Origin of the sequence: Kluyvera cryocrescens NBRC 102467 (assembly GCF_001571285.1) — a bacterium.
In the GTDB taxonomy this organism is placed as follows: Bacteria; Pseudomonadota; Gammaproteobacteria; order Enterobacterales; family Enterobacteriaceae; genus Kluyvera; species Kluyvera cryocrescens.
On the sequence record NZ_BCTM01000015.1, the window covers coordinates 103,246 to 124,967 of the forward strand.

Annotated in this window: 18 protein-coding genes; 10 read left to right on the plus strand and 8 right to left on the minus strand. The window is 57.5% G+C overall.

The window, feature by feature from the left end; translation table 11 throughout:
* Nucleotides 1–30 precede the first annotated feature (30 nt).
* Nucleotides 31–1,041: an Ldh family oxidoreductase gene (locus tag KCR01S_RS12580; protein WP_061283073.1), complete on the minus strand. Its 1,011-nt coding sequence runs from the start codon at nt 1,039–1,041 to the stop codon at nt 31–33.
* Nucleotides 1,042–1,110: 69 nt separating this feature from the next.
* Between KCR01S_RS12580 and KCR01S_RS12585 the strand changes: the two genes are divergently transcribed.
* From KCR01S_RS12585 to KCR01S_RS12605, 5 genes are all read left to right on the plus strand, one after another.
* Complete coding sequence (locus tag KCR01S_RS12585) at nt 1,111–1,398, plus strand: hypothetical protein (RefSeq protein ID WP_061283074.1); 288 nt, start codon at nt 1,111–1,113, stop codon at nt 1,396–1,398.
* Nucleotides 1,399–1,554: 156 nt separating this feature from the next.
* A complete protein-coding gene (locus tag KCR01S_RS12590; RefSeq protein ID WP_061283075.1) occupies nt 1,555–3,705 on the plus strand; it encodes a carbon starvation CstA family protein in 2,151 nt (716 codons plus the stop codon).
* Between the two features lie 95 nt (nt 3,706–3,800).
* Entirely contained in the window at nt 3,801–4,004 is a 204-nt protein-coding gene (locus KCR01S_RS12595) for a YbdD/YjiX family protein (protein ID WP_035893372.1), read from the plus strand.
* Nucleotides 4,005–4,015: 11 nt separating this feature from the next.
* Nucleotides 4,016–4,969 (plus strand): GTPase, encoded by a 954-nt coding sequence (gene yjiA, locus KCR01S_RS12600; RefSeq protein WP_061283076.1) that lies wholly within the window; start codon nt 4,016–4,018, stop codon nt 4,967–4,969.
* Between the two features lie 353 nt (nt 4,970–5,322).
* On the plus strand, nt 5,323–5,868 hold the full coding sequence (locus tag KCR01S_RS12605; RefSeq protein ID WP_061283077.1) for a YfaZ family outer membrane protein: 546 nt from the start codon (nt 5,323–5,325) through the stop codon (nt 5,866–5,868).
* 712 nt (nt 5,869–6,580) lie between these two features.
* Here the strand turns inward: KCR01S_RS12605 and KCR01S_RS12610 are convergent.
* The gene (locus KCR01S_RS12610) at nt 6,581–7,951 is read right to left on the minus strand and encodes an NAD-dependent succinate-semialdehyde dehydrogenase (RefSeq protein ID WP_061283078.1); all 1,371 of its coding nucleotides are present in this window, start codon (nt 7,949–7,951) and stop codon (nt 6,581–6,583) included.
* Between the two features lie 134 nt (nt 7,952–8,085).
* Nucleotides 8,086–10,626 (minus strand): penicillin G acylase, encoded by a 2,541-nt coding sequence (locus tag KCR01S_RS12615; RefSeq protein WP_061283079.1) that lies wholly within the window; start codon nt 10,624–10,626, stop codon nt 8,086–8,088.
* 232 nt (nt 10,627–10,858) lie between these two features.
* Between KCR01S_RS12615 and KCR01S_RS12620 the strand changes: the two genes are divergently transcribed.
* Both KCR01S_RS12620 and KCR01S_RS12625 read left to right on the plus strand, forming a co-directional pair.
* Nucleotides 10,859–11,602 (plus strand): helix-turn-helix domain-containing protein, encoded by a 744-nt coding sequence (locus KCR01S_RS12620; protein WP_061283080.1) that lies wholly within the window; start codon nt 10,859–10,861, stop codon nt 11,600–11,602.
* 47 nt (nt 11,603–11,649) lie between these two features.
* On the plus strand, nt 11,650–12,291 hold the full coding sequence (locus KCR01S_RS12625) for a LysE family translocator (RefSeq protein ID WP_061283081.1): 642 nt from the start codon (nt 11,650–11,652) through the stop codon (nt 12,289–12,291).
* Between the two features lie 42 nt (nt 12,292–12,333).
* On the opposite strand, the gene KCR01S_RS24215 is transcribed toward KCR01S_RS12625, so the two are convergent.
* The gene (locus tag KCR01S_RS24215; RefSeq protein ID WP_072277146.1) at nt 12,334–12,498 is read right to left on the minus strand and encodes a DUF1127 domain-containing protein; all 165 of its coding nucleotides are present in this window, start codon (nt 12,496–12,498) and stop codon (nt 12,334–12,336) included.
* 178 nt (nt 12,499–12,676) lie between these two features.
* Between KCR01S_RS24215 and KCR01S_RS12630 the strand changes: the two genes are divergently transcribed.
* Nucleotides 12,677–14,119: an aminotransferase-like domain-containing protein gene (locus KCR01S_RS12630; RefSeq protein ID WP_061283082.1), complete on the plus strand. Its 1,443-nt coding sequence runs from the start codon at nt 12,677–12,679 to the stop codon at nt 14,117–14,119.
* Here KCR01S_RS12630 and KCR01S_RS12635 read toward each other — a convergent pair.
* Nucleotides 14,116–15,063, minus strand: coding sequence for a TauD/TfdA dioxygenase family protein (locus KCR01S_RS12635; RefSeq protein ID WP_061283083.1), 948 nt, complete (start codon nt 15,061–15,063; stop codon nt 14,116–14,118). The two genes, KCR01S_RS12630 and KCR01S_RS12635, sit on opposite strands and share 4 nt — an antisense overlap.
* Nucleotides 15,064–15,541: 478 nt before the next feature.
* Here KCR01S_RS12635 and KCR01S_RS12640 point away from each other — a divergent pair, with 478 nt between their 5' ends.
* Together KCR01S_RS12640 and KCR01S_RS12645 are read left to right on the plus strand one after the other, a co-directional pair.
* Nucleotides 15,542–15,784, plus strand: a complete 243-nt coding sequence (locus tag KCR01S_RS12640) for a DUF2164 domain-containing protein (protein ID WP_061283084.1) — start codon at nt 15,542–15,544, stop codon at nt 15,782–15,784.
* Nucleotides 15,781–16,251, plus strand: coding sequence for a GNAT family N-acetyltransferase (locus KCR01S_RS12645; protein ID WP_061283085.1), 471 nt, complete (start codon nt 15,781–15,783; stop codon nt 16,249–16,251). The genes KCR01S_RS12640 and KCR01S_RS12645 overlap by 4 nt, the downstream gene beginning before the upstream one ends.
* Before the next feature lie 41 nt (nt 16,252–16,292).
* On the opposite strand, the gene bglB is transcribed toward KCR01S_RS12645, so the two are convergent.
* The 3 genes from bglB to KCR01S_RS12660 all read right to left on the minus strand — a co-directional run bounded on the left by bglB (nt 16,293) and on the right by KCR01S_RS12660 (nt 21,693).
* Entirely contained in the window at nt 16,293–17,366 is a 1,074-nt protein-coding gene (bglB, locus tag KCR01S_RS12650; protein ID WP_061283086.1) for a beta-galactosidase BglB, read from the minus strand.
* A complete protein-coding gene (locus KCR01S_RS12655; RefSeq protein WP_061283087.1) occupies nt 17,363–19,783 on the minus strand; it encodes a hypothetical protein in 2,421 nt (806 codons plus the stop codon). The genes bglB and KCR01S_RS12655 overlap by 4 nt, the downstream gene beginning before the upstream one ends.
* 239 nt (nt 19,784–20,022) lie before the next feature.
* A complete protein-coding gene (locus tag KCR01S_RS12660) occupies nt 20,023–21,693 on the minus strand; it encodes a hypothetical protein (RefSeq protein WP_061283088.1) in 1,671 nt (556 codons plus the stop codon).
* Between the last annotated feature and the right edge of the window lie 29 nt (nt 21,694–21,722).

The window sequence follows — 21,722 nt, forward strand, 5'->3', positions numbered from 1 at the left end:
GGCGCGCTAAGGGGGATAAAGACGAACGGTTTAGCCGCGCAGCGCGCAGATCTCATCATACAAGCTGCGAGAAAGCGCCAGCCCCTGCTTTTCACTCTGTAAACGTGCCTGATAGCGCCGCTCACCCGGCAGTCTCGCCCCCTGTGCCTGCATGCCGGCAAACAGCGTCTCCGCGCGTGCCAGATGCGCCGAGGCTTCCTCACCTAAGAAACGTTGCGGATCGAGCGCCAGAATGAGCTCGCCGCCGTACGGCAGACCACCGGCACCGTTATCCCAGGCCAGTGATTCTGCGCTGGTCATATCGCCAATCAACGGCCCGGCGAACAGTTCCACCATCGCCGCCAGCGCCGAGCCTTTATGCCCACCAAAAGTCAGCATCGCCCCGTCAAGAACGGCCTGCGGATCGGTTGTCGGCTGTCCTTCGCTATCAATGCCCCAGCCTTCAGGTATGGATTTACCCGCCCGCTGGTGCAGCTGAATTTCACCGCGCGCCGCCGCGCTGGTTGCCATATCAAAGATAAACGGATGCCGCTCACCGCGCGGCCAGCCGAAGGCAATAGGGTTAGTACCAAACAACGGCTGAGTGCCGCCCGCCGGCGCAACCCAGGCATGACTTGGCGTACAGGCATAGCCAACAAGCCCTGCATCGGTCAGCGGTTCAACATCGGCAAACAGCGCAGAGAAGTGCACACAGCGATTTATCGCCAGCGCCGCAATACCGCAGTGGCGGGCTTTCTCAATCAGCAGCGGTAGCGCCCGCTCGTAGGCGCACAACGAATACGCCCCCTGGGCATCCGCCTTGACGATAGCCGGAGCCTGGTCAACGATAATCGGCTCGGCGTCCGGAGATACTTTGCCCTTGCGCAAGGTTTCAACGATCCCCAGCAGACGCCATAGCCCGTGCGAAGCGCAGCCGTCGCGCTCACCCGCCGTCACGTTACGCGCAATCGCCTCGGCGTGAGGCTGCGAAAAACCATTAGCGCGCAAAACCCCGAGGGCCAGCTCATAGGCATCATTGAGCGCGATGTTTATCGTCGTCATTCTTCTTCTCCATATTGTCGGGCAGGTTTAAAGCATAGAGGTCGGCGCGGGTTACACCGAGTTAACCAAGTGATTTACATCACGTTTATAGTCATTCACGCCAGCGATGTTCTCTCCAGACTCTATCATGCCTTTTATCAACTGTGGATTATTGATGGTATTTCATTCATCGGTATAACCGGGTTTGCTAAAGCGCAACCCGGCCAAATACGCCAGCATGAACAAGGCGGCCTGGGGTGGATGCGCCCTTTACGTTGCGATAACCGCCTGGGCATGAAAAAACTTGAGATCTCAATCACATATTTCCTTGTTGCTCAGCGCTTGTCCAACCGCTTACCCCCGCACGTAACCGCTTAGCCTCCACTTTCAACCGCTCACCGACTTACCCAACTTTACACAGACCTCAGTCTGGCAAACTTGTCATCAGCATAACGATCGATACCTCCTCAACCTCAAACTCATAACAACGGCAGCTTCGGCTGAATATTCATCCTATAAAAGCCAGGTTTTACTATGGATACGAAAAAGTTATTCAAGCACATACCCTGGGTGATTCTTGGAATCATCGGTGCATTTTGCCTCTCGGTCGTCGCCCTGCGCCGCGGTGAGCACGTCAGTGCCCTGTGGATCGTCGTGGCCTCGGTTTCCGTTTATCTGGTGGCTTATCGCTACTACAGCCTGTACATCGCCCAGAAAGTGATGAGACTTGACCCGACGCGCGCAACGCCGGCGGTCATTAACAACGATGGCCTGAACTACGTGCCGACCAACCGCTACGTGCTGTTCGGCCACCACTTTGCCGCTATCGCCGGTGCCGGTCCGCTGGTCGGTCCGGTACTGGCCGCACAAATGGGCTACCTGCCGGGTACTCTGTGGCTGCTGGCGGGCGTGGTGCTGGCGGGGGCGGTACAGGACTTTATGGTGCTGTTCATCTCCACGCGCCGTAACGGTTCGTCACTGGGCGAAATGGTCAAAGAAGAGATGGGCCGCGTACCGGGCTCCATCGCGCTGTTTGGCTGCTTCCTGATCATGATTATTATCCTGGCGGTGCTGGCGCTGATCGTCGTGAAAGCCCTGGCAGAAAGCCCGTGGGGCGTGTTCACCGTCTGCTCGACCGTGCCAATTGCGCTGTTTATGGGTATCTACATGCGCTTTATTCGCCCGGGCCGCGTTGGTGAAGTGTCGGTGATTGGTATTGTGCTGCTGGTAGCCTCAATTTACTTCGGCGGCGTGATTGCACACGACCCGTACTGGGGCCCTGCGCTGACCTTTAAAGACACCACCATCACCTTCGCGCTGATTGGCTATGCCTTTATCTCCGCGCTGCTGCCAGTGTGGTTGATTCTGGCACCGCGTGACTATCTCGCCACCTTCCTGAAAATCGGCGTAATCGTCGGCCTGGCGCTGGGGATTGTTATCCTCAACCCGGATCTGAAAATGCCTGCAGTGACCCAGTACATCGACGGTACCGGCCCGCTGTGGAAAGGCGCGATGTTCCCGTTCCTGTTTATCACCATTGCCTGTGGCGCCGTTTCTGGCTTCCACGCGCTGATCTCCTCTGGCACCACGCCGAAGCTGCTGGCCAACGAAAACGATGCTCGTCTTATTGGCTATGGCGCAATGCTGATGGAATCCTTCGTCGCAATTATGGCGCTGGTAGCGGCCTCGATCATCGAGCCGGGTCTGTACTTCGCCATGAACACCCCGCCGGCTGGCCTGGGCATCACCATGCCAAACCTGCATGAGATGGGCGGCGAGAACGCGGCGCTGATTGCTGCGCAGCTCAAAGACGTCACCGTACATGCGGCAGCGACCGTCAGCTCCTGGGGCTTCGTCATCACCCCTGATCAGATTCTGCAAACGGCGAAAGATATCGGCGAACCGTCGGTTCTGAACCGCGCAGGCGGCGCACCAACGCTGGCCGTCGGTATTGCGCACGTGTTCCACAAAGTGATGCCGATGGCCGATATGGGCTTCTGGTACCACTTCGGGATCCTGTTTGAAGCGCTGTTTATCCTCACCGCGCTGGACGCCGGTACCCGTGCAGGCCGCTTTATGCTGCAGGATCTGTTGGGCAACTTCGTACCGTTCCTGAAGAAAACCGATTCTCTGGTCGCGGGCGTTGTAGCCACTGCGGGCTGTGTTGGTCTGTGGGGTTACCTGCTGTATCAGGGCGTTGTCGACCCTCTGGGCGGCGTGAAGAGCCTGTGGCCGCTGTTCGGTATCTCTAACCAGATGCTGGCCGCCGTGGCGCTGGTACTGGGTACGGTTATCCTGATTAAGATGAAACGCTCTAAATACATCTGGGTAACGACTATCCCTGCTGTATGGCTGCTCATCTGCACCACCTGGGCGCTGGGTCTGAAGCTGTTCAGCACCAACCCGCAGATGGAAGGCTTCTTCTACATGGCCGGCCAGTACAAAGAGAAAATTGCTGCCGGTGGAGAACTGACCGCCCAGCAGATTGCTAACATGAACCACATCGTTATCAACAACTACACCAACGCAGGCCTGAGTATTCTGTTCCTGGTGGTGGTGTACAGCATCATCTTCTACGGCTTCAAAACCTGGATGCAGGTGCGCAATAGCGATAAACGTACCGACAAAGAGACACCGTACGTGCCGGTTCCTGAGGGCGGCGTGAAAACCTCTTCACACCACTAAACCTGATGCCGGATAGCGCTACGCTTATCCGGCCTACCGCAAATGCAGGCCCGGTAAGCGTAGCGCCACCGGGCTTTTTCTATCTGGATGGCACAATGTTTGGTAACTTAGGACAGGCAAAAAAATACCTCGGTCAGGCGGCAAAAATGCTGATTGGCATTCCGGACTATGACAACTACGTTGAGCATATGCAGACCAACCATCCGGATAAGCCGTACATGACCTACGAAGAGTTCTTCCGCGAACGCCAACAAGCACGCTACGGCGGCGATGGAAAAGGCGGCATGCGCTGCTGCTAAAAGGAGACAACATGGCACCGATTGCAGTTACCCTACTTACCGGTTTCCTCGGCGCGGGGAAAACCACCCTTCTGCGCCACATTCTGAACGAACAGCACGGCTTTAAAATTGCCGTCATTGAAAACGAGTTCGGCGAAGTCTCCGTTGACGATCAGCTAATTGGCGATCGCGCCACCCAGATTAAAACCCTGACCAACGGTTGTATCTGCTGCACCCGTTCAAACGAACTGGAAGATGCGCTGCTCGATCTGCTCGATAACCTCGACAAAGGCACTATCAGCTTTGACCGTCTGGTGATTGAGTGCACCGGCATGGCCGATCCGGGCCCTATCATTCAAACCTTTTTCTCCCACGACGTCCTGTGCGAACGCTATCTGCTGGACGGCGTGATTGCGCTGGTTGACGCGGTCCATGCCGACGAGCAGATGAACCAGTTCACCATTGCACAATCGCAGGTTGGCTACGCCGACCGCATCCTGATGACCAAAACCGACGTGGCGGGTAACGCCGAAAAACTCCGCGAGCGCCTGACGCGCATTAACGCCCGCGCGCCGATTTACACCGTCGTCCACGGCGATATCGACCTGTCACAGTTGTTCAATACCAACGGTTTTATGCTGGAAGAGAACGTCACCTCGAAGCCGCGCTTCCACTTTATGGCCGACAAGCAAAACGACGTATCGTCTATCGTGGTCGAGCTGGATTACCCGGTCGACATCAGCGACGTGTCGCGAGTGATGGAAAATCTGCTGCTGGATTTCGCCGACAAGCTGCTGCGCTACAAGGGGATGCTATGGATTGATGGCGAGCCTAACCGCCTGCTGTTCCAGGGCGTGCAGCGCCTGTACAGCGCTGACTGGGATCGCCCGTGGGGCGACGAAGCGCCGCACAGCACGCTGGTGTTTATCGGTATTCAGTTGCCGGAAGATGAAATCCGAGCCGCATTTGAAGGGCTACGCAAATAACCGCACCGTCGTTACCCTCTCCGCCCGGAGGGGGTAATAAAATGCGTAGAAATGTAAATTTACTTTGTCATATGCGACAATTGAAATGTTTTTGGAAATTATTAGAAAGCCCATTATTTCACTTCCAACCAATTCACGCCGCTCTGTTCAGCGTCCGTTTAGCCAAAATCTAAACAGCCGCTAAACGCGAAAATGTTAACTATTGACGCCATCAAAAACACACAGCCACACAACACCACAAAGCCAATTTGTTAACAATATCAGCATAAAAAATCGACTTACCTCACATTTGCAGCGGTAAAAAATGATTGTTAAGGTGTCGGCAGATTAATTCTGATGACGAGGTATACACCATGAAAAAGCTTAATGTCCTTCTCCTTTCCGCTCTGACCGCCGTATCGGGTTCCGCACTGGCCATGGGGGGCAGCATTGAGCAGGGTAAAAACTTCACCAATCTGAATGTTGAAATGGGTAAATCCACCTCCGGTCTGTATGCCGAAGGTAACTGGCTCAAAAACACCGATGATGGTACCCAGACCGGTGGCGTCGGCGCAGGCTATAACCTCGAAGTGGGCCCAGTGATGCTGAATGCCGGCGCGAAGGCCATCTACATCGGGCCGAAAAAAGGCGACAACGGCGTAGCATTCCCAATCGGCGGCGGTGTTAACGTCGCGGTAACCGACAGCATCAACGTGTTTGGTGAAGGTTATGTCGCGCCAGAAGGGCTGAACAATAGCGTCAAAAACTACGTTGAAGCGAACGGCGGCGTAAGCTGGACCCCTATCAAACCAGTCACCCTGAAAGTGGGTTACCGCCACGTGAGCGTTGATGGTAAAGACGGTCGTCCAGGCCACACTCTGATTGACGGTGCCTACGTGGGCGGCGGCGTGACGTTCTAATCGTACGAGCCTGAAAGAAAACGCGTTATCGTCGTTATTCTGTTCAGCTTTCCTGCCGGTTGCGCTCCTTATTTACCACCTGCCATTTAACCCGAATGGTGCAAGGAGCGCGCAAGGGGCGGCCAATCGCCGCCGCCCCCTGCACCCCCGCGCTCTGGCGGCAGAATCGCCGCTGCGCGGTACCCTCAGCTTATGCCTTCCGGCTTTCGGGTCGGGCGCGAGGTAACCTCCCTGTAAAACACGCCCTCAGCCCACATCCCTGTGGGCTGCCCCGGCCTCCAGGCAACGCCTCGGCGATTCAGACGCCACCTAAAGTCGCTTCCGTTTTTAAGCTAAAAACAAACGCCAGTGTCGCTGGAACCGCTGAGTCCCCGCTTGAAATCGGTCAGCCGGAGAAGGGAAGACAAGGTCAGGCCGCCAGGACGGCGGACTGAGATGAACCGAGACACGACAAAATTGCCGGGAGCAATGTTGAACAACGTTTGCGTTGGCCCGAAGGGCGAGTCCCAGGGATGGGACAAGTAGCGTCGAATTTCGCCATGCCGCAGGCTGGAGTTCGCAGGCGAACGCAGTGCGAAGCACCGATTTCGCCGCGGGGCCGCCGGGATTGCTAAGGGGGACGCGGCGTCCCCCTTAGCCCGTTCACAGATGCCGCTGTGTCATATTCTACAGAACATAAAGTGAACGGGATTTTGCGCTTAGCTGACCCCCACTAGCGGCGAACCACCACCAACTTCTGGTTCACAAACTCCTTAATCCCCAGATCCGACAGCTCGCGCCCATAGCCCGAGCGCTTCACGCCGCCAAACGGCAGCTCCGCCGCGGTATCCGTCAGCCAGTTGATGTACACCATCCCAGTTTCAATGCGCGACGCCATTTTCTTCGCCCGTTCGATATCCTGGCTGAAGACCGCACCGCCCAAACCGTAGTGGGAGTCATTGGCCAGCGCGACCGCTTCATCATCATTTTTCACCACATAGATCTGCGCGACCGGGCCAAAGAACTCTTCAAAATACGCCGGGTTATCGCGCGAAATGTGGGTCAGGATAGTCGGTTCAAAGAAACTGCCATCGCGCTCGACCGGTTTGCCGCCCAGGTGCAGTTTGGCACCGTTTTTCACGGCGGCGTTGACCTGTTTGGTCAGCGTCTCCAGCGCCTCTTTTGACGACAGCGGCCCAAGCGTGGTGCTTTCGTCCAGCGGGTCGCCTATTTTCACCTGCTTAAATGCTTCGCTAAATTTCGCCAGGAAGGTCTCGGCAATTTTCTCATGCAGAATGAAACGTTTCGCCGCCGTGCAGACCTGTCCGGCGTTGTTCAGACGGGCATTGACGCCAATTTTTACCGCTTTCTCGAGATTGGCATCGTCCAGCACCACGAACACGTCGTTACCGCCCAGCTCAAGGGTCGATTTTTTGATGTGTTTCGCCGCCTGAGCGGCAACCACGCTGCCCGCTTTTTCAGAACCGGTTAGCGCCGCCCCCTGCACGCGATCGTCGGCAATAATGTTTGCCACCTGCTGCTGGGAGATATAGAGATTAGTCCACGCGCCGTTTGGTGCGCCGGCTTCGCGAACCAGATGGGCAAAGGCCTCCGCACAGTGCGGCACAATGCTGGCATGTTTGGCGAGCACCGGGTTCCCCGCTGCGAGGTTTGGCGCCAGCACGCGCATTAGCTGATAGTAAGGGAAGTTCCAGGGTTCAACGGCCATCAACACGCCGATAGGGTGATGTTCCACCCACGCTTCACCCAGCTCAGAGGGGTACTTCACCGGGGCCAAAAATTGTTTCGCGTTGTCGGCGTAGTAGCGGGCAATTTGGGCACAAAGCTTCACTTCGCCGCGGCTCTGGGCAATCAGCTTGCCCATCTCCTGACTGGCGATTTTCGCCAGCTCCTCCGCCCTGTCGTCAATCAGGTCGGCAAGCTTGTGCAGCACCGGCAGCCGCTGGTCGATATCGCCTTTTGCCCAGTCGGAGTGATAAAGCGCATCGGCCGCCTTGAGCGCCGCCTCAACGTCGGCATCAGTGTGGGAAGCGTAGGCTTTGATAAGCTGGTTAGTGGCAGGATTAACTGTCTGGTAAGCCATATTGTGTCTCCTTGTTTTTACCGCTTAGGGTATTAAGGGTAGTCAATATGACTGGCTGCGGGCGTAAAGTTGGGTATAAACGGAGGTTTCTGAGAAAACCTCCCCCGCATCCCAAGCCGGGGGAGGCCGAAACGTTAGCGCTGTACCTGCAGCACTTCCTGAGACTCTTTGTGCTCGTCAACGTCCTGAGGCGTTAACCACAGCGATTTACGGCCAAAGCTCTCGTACATTTTCAGCTGATCGTCATAGTGCTTATCGGCTTTGCCATCCGGCGCGATAAAACCGCTTTGCCCCGGCGCCACCACATCCCAGGCAAGAACCGGGCGGTTGCCCGACGTCGGTGAGAAGACAATCATGTCGTTTTCCGTACCGCGGTTCTGGTACTCCGCCTGATGACGCGCCTCTTTTGCTGCCGCCTGCGGCACGCCGAAGAAGTTATTGGCCCGGAAGGTAAGCGCCATGGCAGGGGTTTTCCAGCCGGTGACGTCGTTACCGTAGCGTTTTGACAGCGTCTGCCAAGCGTCGTCCAGCGCCGCCAGTACCACTTCCTGCTGCGGTTTCCCGCCAAACAGATCGACCGCCTGCGGGATTGGCGACTTATCACCCTGCAGAGCTTCGTAGAGGATTTTCGCCCCCACGCTGATGTTCAGCGAGCCGGTTGGGCCGTCCTGGGTGGTTTCATAGCCACTGGCGCTGTACCACTTGCCAAACGGCGCCGGTACCGCGGCGACCACCGTGCGCTTGAGCATGCTGGTCAGCCAGGCATTCAGGATCGCCGAGCCCGGCTGCTGATAGGTTTTTCCGTCATCGTTGACAAGGTTTTCACCGTCCCAGCTCGCCAGTTTATCCACCAGTTGGCGGCGCGGATCGTTTTCCGCCAGGTTCGCGGTGGCGTCCTTCAGCGCCGGTAAGAACAACCGCAGGTTGAGATCCCGACGGCTGGTCTGGCGGATCACATCCCACGCCTGATCGGCGGTGAAGCGCGGTTGCTTATCGAGGATCGTGTCGATCTCAGTAACTCGATCCGCACCGCCCCACAGGAACGCGAACAGATCAGAGGCCGGGTAGTCTTTTTGCGGCGAGTTGTTCCAGTTGGCGATATAGCCCGACTGCGGGTTATACACTTTCGGATTCAAATCAAACGACAGCAGCCCTTTCCAGTCCCATTTTCCAGTGCCGGGAACCGGCAAACGCGGGTCGTGGCCGGGCTGGCGATCCGGATAGGCGCCGGTATGCACATAGCCGATATTGCCGTTCACATCGGCGTAGTACCAGTTGATGGTCAGCGCCTGTTTGGCCGCCTGCTGCGTCCACTCCTGCCAGTTTTTGGCCTTCATCTGGTGCGTCCACGCCAGCAGGGACGCCACCTCTTTGCCATCCCAGGCGCGCGCTTTGGCATAGGCGGTCTGCGTCGCAGTATCGGTTTTAATGACGTTGCCGTGCAGCGTGCGCCAAACGGTAAAGGTCTCCGGCTGGCCGTCTTTGACCGCAATAGTCTCCTTGCGGCTCAACATCTTCACCCACTCGCCGTTATGCTGGTAATAGCCCGGCTTCTCGGCGGAAAGTTTTTCGGCAAAGATATCGACATCATCACCAAAACCGGCGGTGGATCCCCATGAAATGGTGCCGTTGTGACCAAAAACGAGGCCCGGATAGGCAAACGGCGTATTGCCGGTGACGTCATAGCCCGCGCCGTGCAGGCCGATACCGTAGGTGTACGCCGGCGCATACCAACCAAACTGCGGCCCATTGACCATAATGGCCTTCGCATCCTGGGCTTTGTTTTTGCCAATCACCCACATATTGCTAGTGGTCGGGTAGCCAGCCAGGCCGTTAGCGCCGCTTTGCGCGAACTGCGCGGCGATAGTTTCCCGGTTCTGATCGGCGGTCAGCGCCAGCAGCGCGCCATCGGCCCCTTTTGCCGGGCGGTCGAGCATCGGTGCCGGCTGGTCGTAGCGCGGCAGCAGCGCCGCCGTTTGCGTGTTTTGCAGATCAAACTTCAGCGGATAGGCGCTTTCCTGCGCCGCAATGGTGGTTGGCGCGGAAGGATTAACCAGCCATTTCAGCTGGTTAAAGACCGCCATGCCCTGCTGCTTGCCGTATTTATCTTTTAGCGCCGTCAGCAGCGCCAGGTTATCAATTTCGCTGGTGCTGTCAGAGAAACGGTTCGCCATGGTGCCGACAAAAATCATCGCCACATCAAACGGTTCCCAATGCTTGGGTTTAAAACCAAAGGTGGAGAACTGCTGGGGTAACAGCTTATCGGGGCTGGCGTTCACTTTATCGATCCACGCATTCATGCCATCGGCATAGCCCTGGAGAATGGATTTATCCTCAGCGGAGAGAGAAGCTATCTGCGCGCGAATAGAATCCGGCCAGTAGTTCTGGCGAATATCTTTATCAAAACTGACGAATGCTTTGCCCAGCACCTCGGAGACGGTCCCCTGAGTACTGCGGCGCGCCATTTCCATCTGGAACAGGCGATCCTGCGCCACCACGTAGCCATAGCCGTAAAACAGTCGATAGGTATCATCGGCGTAAATATGCGGCATGCCGTATTCATCGCGAACGATCTTAACCTCGGTTGGCGGGCTTGCCGCCAGCGCTGACAGGCTAGAACAACAGATCAGGGAAGTCACAATACCGTTCACGATCATACGATTTCTATTTTTCATTGTATCCTCTTGCAGGTGTATGATTAGCGAATTGATACTAGCAATCACATTGATTTAATGTATTTCATGCGAATAGTTTCCACGCGAACTGTGAGTTGTGATATGAATTATTGATACAATAAATAACTAAATGTGATCCAAAGCGAATCATTTCAATTTTACTTTTACTGGCGTAACCCTGCCGATACCGTCTGGATGTGGTATATAAAAATAAACCCACAAGGACGAGCCCATGACCACACCGCGCGAAATCCACCAGACCTTCATCCGCACGCCCGGGCTGGAGCTGCGCAGCACCTGGCAGAGCACTCAGGCGTACAAGCGCCACAGCCACGCGCAACTGTCGATCGGCGCAATCCTTGAAGGGAACACTCGCTGCATCTGCCAGGATCAGGAATATCTGCTGGCGCCCGGCGATCTCATCGTGATACCAGCCCACGCGCCGCACAGCTGTAACCCGCAACAGGGGCAGCCACGCAGCTATCACATGCTGTATATCGACACGCCACTCCCCTTTGCCCAGCAGGTGATCCGCGACGATGCGCTGTTCAGCCTGTACCTTAACGTCGCCAACAAGATGTCCCCGACGGCGCTGGAAGCGCTGCTAACCGCGCTTCCAGGTGGCACGAATACTTCAGCACCCCCGCAGACCACCAGCCAGCGGCTACAGCAGGCGCTGCTTTCTGACCTCGCCTTCCCGCCGACGCTCGATGAACTCGCAAAGCGGTTTTCGCTGCGCAAAGAGACATTAATACGGACCTTTAAACGCGATACCGGGCTGACGCCGGGCAGTTTTCTCAACATCTCGCGGGTGGAGTACGCCAAAGCGCGCCTGCGCGCCGGGGACGAGATAGCCGACGTCGGCTATCAAAGCGGCTTTGCCGATCAGAGCCATTTCCACAAAACCTTCGTCAGCTACACCGCCGCCACGCCGCGCCAATACGCAAAAGGGCGATCAATATCCGACAATAAATAGCCCCGCCCGCCGCCTAAGCTGGCCTCAGTTTCTTTGCTGAGGTCATTATGGAATGGATTACACAATTGCTTCCCCCGGCGTTTCCTGCCCTGGCCGTGGCGCATTTTTTGGCGCTGCTGAGCCCCGGGCCGGACTTCTTTTTACTGGTCGGCTACGCCATCCGCTACCGCCTGCGCGGCAGTATCGGCTTATGCCTCGGCATTGCGGCGGGTAACGGCCTGTATATTTTGCTGGTGGTGGTTGGCTCAGATCTGCTGCGTCAGATGCCGCTGCTGTTTAACGCCGTCGAGTTGCTCGGTGCCGTTTATCTGCTGTGGATTGGCAGCCATCTCCTGCGCAGCCGGGCGAGGGAAACGCCATCGCATTCCGTGCGTTCAACATCTCCTTCGTTAGGCAAACAGCTGCTACTGGGGCTGGGCTCATCGCTGCTGAATCCCAAGAATGCGCTGTTTTATCTGGCGCTGATGACCGCGCTGCTCGGGCCTCATGTGACGTTCATTCAGCAGGCAGCCTGCGGGATCTGGATGACCGCCGTGGTGCTGTTGTGGGATCTGCTGCTGGTCGTGCTGATTGCCTTACCGCAGGTGCAGCACCGCCTTAAGCATCTTATCTGGAGGATTGAACGCCTGGCGGGCGGTATTCTGCTGGCCTTCGGCGGCTGGGTTTTGTGGCATGCCTTTGTGGGATAAGACGCATAGGGCGACAAAGAGTCACCGTCGCCCTATCTCTCTTTAATACACATCGTCTCTACGCAGCCCGACATCTTTCAGCTGTTCATCGCTCATTCGCTGCAAAATGCGGCGGGTTTTCTGCACACGCCACCATTTTTTCATAAAGTGCCACAGTAAAATAAAGCCGATAAACGGCTGTCTTGCCCGGTTCTCGTGAAATTCCATACTCCACCTCCTCATCTTGTCAGAGGCTTTATCTTCACGTATTTCCCGCTATGCAATACAGATTCAAAAAACACTTTTATTTAACATACAGATTCGCTAAAACGGTATCTGCGTGCGGTTTTTGTCGCCTGACTGTACTGGTTTTTTAATCTGTATGGCGATAACTGGGGATACAGCGATGACGCGTTACCAACACCTGGCCAATCTGCTGGCCGAACGTATTGAACAAGGGTTGTATCGCCACGGCGAAAAACTCCCCTCCGTACGCAGCCTGAGCCAGGAGCACGGCGTCAGCATCAGTACCGTACAGCAGGCCTATCAGACGCTGGAACAGCGCCAGCTGATCACCCCGCAGCCGCGATCCGGCTATTTCGTCGCGCCGCAGAAGGCCCAGCCGCCGGTGCCACCGATGTCGCGCCCGGTGCAGCGCCCGGTAGAAATCACCCAGTGGGATCAGGTGCTGAACATGCTGGATGCCCGTAACGATAAGTCGATTATTCCCTTCGGCGGCGGCTCACCGGACGTCACCCAGCCAAGCCTGAAGCCGCTGTGGCGCGAGATGAGCCGCGTGATACAGCACAATATCGTCGACGTGCTGAGCTACGACGAACTGGCCGGTCGCCGCGAGCTTCGCGAACAGATCGCCCGCCTGATGCTCGACGGTGGATCGGTAGTCAACGCCGACGATCTGATCATCACCAGCGGCTGCCACAGCGCGCTGTCGCTGGCGCTGCTGTCGGTGTGCCAGCCCGGCGACATCATCGCCGTCGAATCCCCCACCTACTACGGCACCATGCAGCTATTGCGCGGGCTGGGGTTGAAAGCCATTGAGATCCCCACCGATCCCAACACGGGGATCAGCGTCGAAGCGCTGGAAATGGCGTTAGATCAGTGGCCGATCAAAGGGGTGATCCTCGTTCCCAACTGCAACAACCCGCAGGGCTTTATCATGCCAGACGCCCGCAAGCGCGCGGTGCTGAATCTCGCCCAGCGCTACGATATCGTCATTTTTGAAGATGATATCTACGGTGAGCTGGCAACCGAATATCCGCGCCCGCGCACCATTCACTCATGGGATATCGACGGCCGGGTGATGCTCTGCAGTTCGTTTACCAAAACTATTGCTCCCGGGCTGCGCATCGGCTGGATAGCCCCTGGCCGCTACTACGACAAGCTGCTGCAGATGAAATACGCCGCCAACGGCACCAACGTCCCGTCAACGCAGCTTGCCGCCTCCAACTTTATTCGTGAAGGCCACTACCACCGCCACGTCCGTCGGATGCGGCAGATCTACCAGCGCAACATGGAGATCTACACCTGTTGGCTGCGCGAGTTTTTCCCCTGCGGGATCTGCGTCACGCGCCCGCTGAGCGGCTATATGCTGTGGGTTGAGCTGCCCGAGCAGGTAGATATGGTGTGCGTCGCCCAGCAGCTGTGTCGAATGAAGATCCAGGTGGCACCGGGATCGCTGTTTTCTGCGTCGGGAAAATACCGCAACTGCCTGCGGATCAACTGCGCGCTGCCGCCAATCGACAAGCATCGCGAGGTGATGGTACAGCTGGGGGAGGCGGTGAAGGTGGCGATGGCGTGGGATGAATCCACCGCCCACCTGAAACGTTAAGAAGCGGCGCTAACCGCTGATTCAGCGCTATTCGCCGCATCCTGTGGCCGGGAAACCGTGCGGCTTTTGCTGCCGTCGACGCCTACCGCAATCTCCCCTTCGACCGTCACCCGGCGCACGACGCGCGGCTGGGTGTCATAGTCGTTCACCGCATAGTGCTGGGTGCTGCGGTTGTCCCAAATCACCACATCGTCCTGCTGCCACTGCCAGCGCACGGTGTTATCGAGGCGGATAATACGGTTTTGCAACAGCTCGAACAGCTGTGCAGACTCACGCGAGCTAAAGCCCACCAGCCGTTTCACAAAGTGCCCCAGTAGCAGCGCACGTTCGCCGCTAACCGGGTGGACGTGCACCACCGGGTGTTCGGCTTCCCACAGCGCGGAGACGAAAACTTTCTGATGGTGCGCCAGGCGGTGCGTTTCCACTACCGTGCGCTCGGCGCCATAGTCATAGTCGTTGCTGTGCACCGCGCGCAGGGTATCGACGAAGCGTTTTAAGGTCTCCGGCAGCTGTTCATAGGCGCGGGCGGTGTTGGCCCACACGGTATCGCCGCCGTATTCCGGGATGGTGACGCCGCGCAGAATAGAAATTTTCGGGAAGGCGTCAACGAAGGTGACGTCGGTATGCCAGGAGTCGGCGCGGCCACCGCCTTTCGAGGCATCAAGCTCAAACAGTTTGGTGCCTTCCGGGGACGGTACCGTCGGGTGAGGCACAATCTTGCCAAACCGCGCGCCAAAAGCCTGGTGTTCGGCATCGGTGAGGTGGCCCTGCTGGCGGAAGAACAGCACCTTATATTTGACCAGCGCCGCCTCCACCTGGGCAAACGTCTCGGCATCCAGATCAGCGGAAAGACGAATGTCGCGGATCTCCGCGCCGATGTTACCCGCCACGCGGCGTAAATTTAATAAAGGAAAATCGGTATCAGCAGTCTTCACAGCAGTCATGATTGCGCCCCTTTAAATGGTCAGAAACCCGAATATAGAAATATTCCGCCGGGTGACAAAGTCGACTTTGTGATATTGATAGCTGTCAGGCGGGATAACCCATTCCCCTAAGCCAATAAATTAGGGGAAACGCCGGGATTGGCTTCCCGGAGGGAACGCCCAACCCGGTGGTCGCCCCGGATATCTCAATCTGAAATAAACGGCTAACGCTGCTCCCCTAAGCCAATAAATTAGGGGAAACGCCGGGATTGGGTTCCCGGAGGGACGCCCAACCTGGTGGTCGCCCCAGTTATCTCAATCTGAAATAAACGGCTAACGCCGTTCCCCTAAACCAATAAATTAGGGAAACGCCGGGATTGGGTTCCCGGAGGGACGCCCAACCCGGTGGTCGCCCCGGGTATCTCAATCTACAATGTGCGACAAAACCGGGCACTTCGCCTTATCCGGCCTACCGTTTATCTTGCTGACAGGAGTCCTTATGACCACGGAAATCACCCTCACCCCCGCCGAGCGCGAACGGCTACGCGACCAGCTTTCCGACTACTGCTCAGAGCATTTTGAGCTGGAGCTGGAACAATTCGACGCCGAGTTTTTTGTCGATTTCGTTATCGATAAACTGGGCCCGGCCTTTTACAACGCCGGGATCGAGGAGGCGATTCGCACCCATTTAGCGTGGAGCGAACGCATTCAGGAAGAGATGGATGTGAAGAAAATTTTATGACTCAACACGCTGTAATTTATTCACTGCGCGAACACCCGCAGAAAATGGCAGCGGTTATCGCCTACTTCCAGCAGCAATGGGCATCGGAAGAATCGATGATGGTTTACGACGACGCGCTGCGCCGCACGCCGGGAGCGAAAAACCCGCTGCCGCAGTGGTACTGGCTGCAGGACGGCGAGCGGATTATCGGCTGCGCGGGGCTAATTACGAACGATTTCATCAGCCGCGGCGAGCTCTACCCGTGGCTGTGTGCGCTCTATATCGACCCCGAGTATCGCCAGCAGGGATTGGCCCGCCGGCTGATTGACCATATCGCCCGGCGCACCCGTGAGCTTGGGTTTGACCAGCTGCATCTGTGCACCGATATCGAAGGGTTTTACGAGAAAGCGGGCTTCGTTTTCAACGGCCTGGGCTATCATCCGTGGGGCGAATCATCGCGGGTCTACACGCGAGAGTTAGGCATTTAAACCGGCGCTGCGTTGTCCAAAACGCCGCGCCACGGTTGTCACTACTGCCATCTCTCCTGCTGAAGCTCCAGCAACAGCAGCATCATCAGCGCCTGAGCGTACGGCACGGGCGCCATAGCAATATCGCAGTAGTACTGAAGATCCGGACCGACCATGGTCCCCTTTGACGCTTCCAGCACGATCCCACGATCGTCGATCCTGTCGCGCAGCGCGTGCCACGCCCGCAGCGCATGATCGGCCGCTTTCTCATCAAGGATCCCCATCCGTACACCGCGCAACATACCGTAGGCGATCCCGGCGGTGGCGGAAGATTCCTGCGGTGACAGCGGATCGTCCAGCAGCGTATGCCACATGCCATTATCGGCCTGCACGTCGCAAAGCGTATTCACCTGACGCGCCACCACCGCCGACAGATAGCGCTGCACGCTGGCATCGAGGCTATCCCCCAGCAGCGCGATAAACTCTGGGATCGCCACGGTGATCCAGGCGTTGCCGCGCCCCCAGAAAGCTTTGGAGAAATGGTGTTTACCGACAAATGTCCAACCGTGATACCACAGGCCGCTGGCCGGTTCGCACAGATAACGGGTATGCAGCAGGAACTGGTACGACGCTTCGTCGATCAGATCCTTGCGCTTTAGCACGACGCCCGCGGTACCGAGAAACAGACAGGTCATAAACAACGTATCGTCCCACAGATGACCCGTATTGGGTTGCTCCTTAACCACATGCTGGAAGCCGCCCTCTTCGGTTTTCGGCAAAGTGCGCAGCAGATCATCGGCCCAACTATTCACGACCGCCAGCAGATCCTGACGGCCGGTATGCCCGGCCACTAGCGCCAGGGTGATCATCGGTGCGGTGGTGTTGATCTGGATCTCCGGTAGCCCTTTCGCCAGTTGGCCTTCGTACCAGGCGAGGATCGCTTGTTGCAGACCCTCGTCACCCTGCTGGCGCGCGTACTGCCAGAAGCCATACAGACCAACGCCCACTTCCCATTCCCACTCTTCAAAGTGGATCGCAAAACCTTCGCTGCCGTTACCCACTTCACCGATATTTTTCAGGCGACAGAAACCCTGTACCACCTGTTCCAACAGGGTATTTAACGCGTCGTTGTTCATTGTGATTCTCCTGAAAAAACAACCTGAAGTTCATTGCCGGCAAGCGTAGGGAAGACGGCGCTCATGCCGTCGTTCTGGCATTCACCCTGCCAGCTCAGTTGCATCACGGTACGGCTGGCGTCAATGACCCGCGCGCTATCGCCCTGCAGCGCAATACGCAGCGCATCACCGCGCTGACAGAAGGTGCGAAACGCCGAGACATCGCCCTCACCCACCTCCAGCCACCACGCGACATGGCTGCCTTCGGCACGCACTTCATCGCCATTGACGATTAACGGCTGCGAGCAAAGAATCATCGCAAAAGCGTTGCCGGCACGTACCGCATAGCCCTGCGCCAGCGGGCGTACCTCATCAAAGGCTTCAGCGGCCAAGTGGAGATGTGTCCAGTTTAGACGTTCACCTTCAGGCAATCGCCACAGCATCAGCGCCCGATTGTTCACCTGCATCACGCGCGGCAGTACACCGTTACCGGCCCAGAAGGAGGGGCGCGCTTCGCTGCCCGGCTGCACATCACCGGGATGGTTGATCCACAGACGCGCGTCGGGGCGAGTGGCAAACTGAACATCAATCAGATGCTGCTGATGCCCACGTTCACCGCTATGGTGATTAACGCAGCTTGAAAGGCTGACCGCCGGCTGTTTCCACGCCACAATATTGCCGCCGCCGCACTGGTAATACGCGCTCAGCGCCCCGTGGCGCAAGCGGGCATAGTGCGCCGTCTCCACCGGTGGCGCGTAATCACTCAAGCAGAAAAACGGCAGCGAGGCGCATTTGCGGTTAGCATGCCCACCGCCCCACGCCACGTGGCCAAAGGCGGAAAGCTCAGTAAGTGGGCTGGCGAGCAGCTCTTTTTCATACACCCGTCCCATGGTGCCAGCCGCAATACCGGACTGATAGTGCAGCGCGCTGGTCAGCATCAGGCGGTCGATCAGCCGACGGGCGCGCTGACGCAGCGCTCTATCCTCGGCCAACTGATAGAGCGCAAACAGGCCAATGTAGTCCACCGGATAATAAGGGGCAGAATTCCACTCCACGAACCCCTGCTGCTCCACGGCATCAAACCAGGTCTGTAGGCGCTGGCTGGCAATCGCCATCTGCTCGCGTCCCCTGCGGCCAGAAGCGATAAACAACTCGTCCGGGAACATCTGCCCGGCCAAATACTGGGCGACGTGGAAGCACAGCGCGTGGTTCTCACTCCAGAACCACATCACGTCGTTGCCCAGTTCGTCATACCAGTAGCGATAGCCAAGTATGGCCGAGCGCACGCGGTTCCACAGCACCGCCGGGAAATGTTCGCCATGAAAATCGCGCCAAATCCACAGCAGCGGCACCATGGAGAAATCCGAGCAGTCCTGGCGGGCGCTGATGCGCTGTAGCGTAGTGATGAGCAGCTCCTGCGCCTGCGGGCCGCTCTCACCAACGTGCAGCATCGCCAGCAGGCGGCCGGTGCGCGGTACGCCGTGTCGCGCAATATAGCTAAGCGCCTCGCGCTTACGGGTTTCCAGTACGCCTTCTCCGCCGGGTAACGGCGCGTCGCTCAGGACGGTAACGCTCAGGCTGCGGCTCATGACCACATCGCCCAGCGAGGCGGTGAGTTCCAGCCGATAATGGCCGATACCAAGCGTGTCCGGGAGCGGGAGGATCAGGCCATTATGACCCGTTTTCAGCGAGCCAAAGTCCAGCGGACAGGTGGCGATACAGTCGTTGCCCAGGCTGTAAACCGCGCCGCTTAGCGTAAGGCTGACATCGGCCAGACACGGAAGATGGAACGTTGAATGGCGAGTAACCACGCTCGCCGGTAACGAATCCATAAATGCCTGCAGCGTTTCTGCGTCGGCGTGATTCACATCAGGCAGCTCGGCTTCCAGCGGTTCTCCTGCAAGATAGGTCATGCGGAAAGCGAAAATAGTGTCACGCTCAAACAGCTCGTCAAGATGGACAAGCAGCGTATTACCGCCGGACTGAAGGGTTATCTCCACGGGCGATGTTTGCAGCGTATTGCGGGTAAATGGCGTAAAGCAGGCGGCCTGTACGCCGTTGCACCAGATACGAACGCCGCCGCAGGTGGCTATCTCAAACGGATAACAGCCAGCTTTCGCGGCATGCAGCGTGACGCGCAGCCAACGCTGGCTATGGGTGGCAACGGGCTGCACGCCGGAAAAGGTCACGGTATCGCTGGCTCCGACGTAGGTCACCGCGGCGGCCGGTAACGCACGTTCCGGTGAGACTTCGCGCCGGGCGACGTCGCGACGGAAAATACGCCGGCAAAAGGAGTCCTCCGCCGGACCTTTGCCGTTGGCGAAGTGATAATCCATCGCCTCATCTCGCGCTTCGCCCGTGAAAAACTCCGCAAACCGCTCATTATGCGGTGCCGAAACCGTAAAATGCGTCAGCGCCTTACCCGCTACCAGCCTCATGTGAATCCCCTCAATTACCGCTTGGTGAATGGGCGATATTGTCAAAGAAAGGGCGGGAGGCGTGCCATGCATCTGCGAGGACGGTTTAATGGAACTGACTGGTCATTCACAATCTGCGTCGGCGGGGAGAGTAAAACGTGATAATCATCACACTTAAAAATTTACCCTCGCCGCCGCCACCGGGAAAACTCACGTTTCCCGGCATGGATGACGCATTAGAGGGTGACGAACATCACATTTTATCCTTTCAATAGCGTCAGCTCATGGCTCAGGCTGTCCGCAAGCATCCGGACGCGCGTGGGATCGAACAGAACGTGTAACCCCGGAGAGGCCTCCGCATGCTGGGCGCAGAAGCTATCCATCTCGGAAGCACAGCGATAAAGTTCCTGGATATTCACCTGGCAAATCTCTCGCATGCTCCAGCTGTTCTCCACCAGCCGGGCAAAATGGAGCGTGAAGAAGGCTTTTTGCGCATGGCGGAACAGCAGACAATAGAGATCAAAGCCCTGCCACTCTTCCAGCCAGCGGCGATGCAGCGAGAAAGGAAACGCCGCGCGGTCGGCAAAAGCTAGCGCCTGCTCGCGCAGAGTCTGCGCCGCCTGATAGGCACGGTCTTTTTCTTCGGCAATCAGCGACAGGTTACGGCCGGAAATGCCCACGTCGCTGGCGCTGAAAAAGATATCCCGCTCGGAACCCGGCAGCCAGTGGTTGCGATTGAGCTGTCCGTACAGGCTCCAAACCGCCTGGCCATAGCTTTCCGGCACCTGGCTGTGGCGATGAAAAACGTGGTCGCGTACATAGATGGCCTGATACAACACCTGGCCCGCCTGCGCCAGCAGTTGCTGAAACTCGCCAAAAATCACCTCATCAGGGCGCCAGCCGTAGCTCTCATCCAGCCAATGGGTGAGCAGCGCCGCGTGGGTTAGATGCTCATTTTCCCGCGCCAGGATCTGGCTACAGGCCACGAGGTTACATTCGCTGAGCGTCCCCATCACCCAGTGATTATCGACCCCTTCCCAGCTGGTTTTACATACCGCGCCGGTAATGGCGGCATTGCCCCGGCACCACAGCAAACGCCCCTGCAGTTCATCAATGCGCGGGAATGGCAGCACGCCCCAGCCCACCTCTTCGCCCACCAGATCCAGTTCGACCCATACGTCGCGGTCTTCCACATCCACCAGCGCCGGATTATTGGGAAACGTCGGCCAGAAGCGTTCCGGCGTCAGCTTGATCGACACCGACACACAGGAAGGCAACGTTCGGATGGCTTCCATCACATTGCTGATATCGTGGTTTCCTGCCGGGAAGGCGCGCAGTACCAGGTGTTTGTTCTCCCGCATCACCGCACGCGCCATCGCGCTAAAACATTGGCTATAGCGGGACAGACTGCGGGGATCGATATGCGGAGAGGGATCATCCTGCCCGGTCAGTTCCCAGTTCGGTCGGGAGATCGGCAGCAGGCCGTCGGTGTTGGAAAGCGCCACCAGCAGCCCGCTCATCGCCGGAATTTGCTGGCACAACAAGGTGAGCTTATCCGCCAGGTACTGGCACCAGAATTCGACATCAAAACGAATGCTGCCGTCTTTATCAATCAGCTGCGGATGCGCCGCCAGTAGATCGGCCGGAAAGCTGAGTTCTTTTGCCTGGAGATAGAATTTCAGCCCGTTTTTCTGACAGTAGCCGGCCAACCGGTTGAGGTAGACGCAGCGAGCGCGCTGCTGGCTGGAGAGGCGATCGTTGTACTGATGCGGGGTGTAGCCCTTGGGGGAAACCAGCTTGTCGAACAGATCGACCTGCCCGACCACCACGGTATTAAAATCATGGCGAACGGCCCATTGCACCAGCTCGCAGGCTTTGTCCCAGTTCCAGAACTCTTGGTTATTGAGCTCCAGCGCGCGCGTCTTCCACATCGTCTTCTCCCTCAGGCCACTACGGCGAG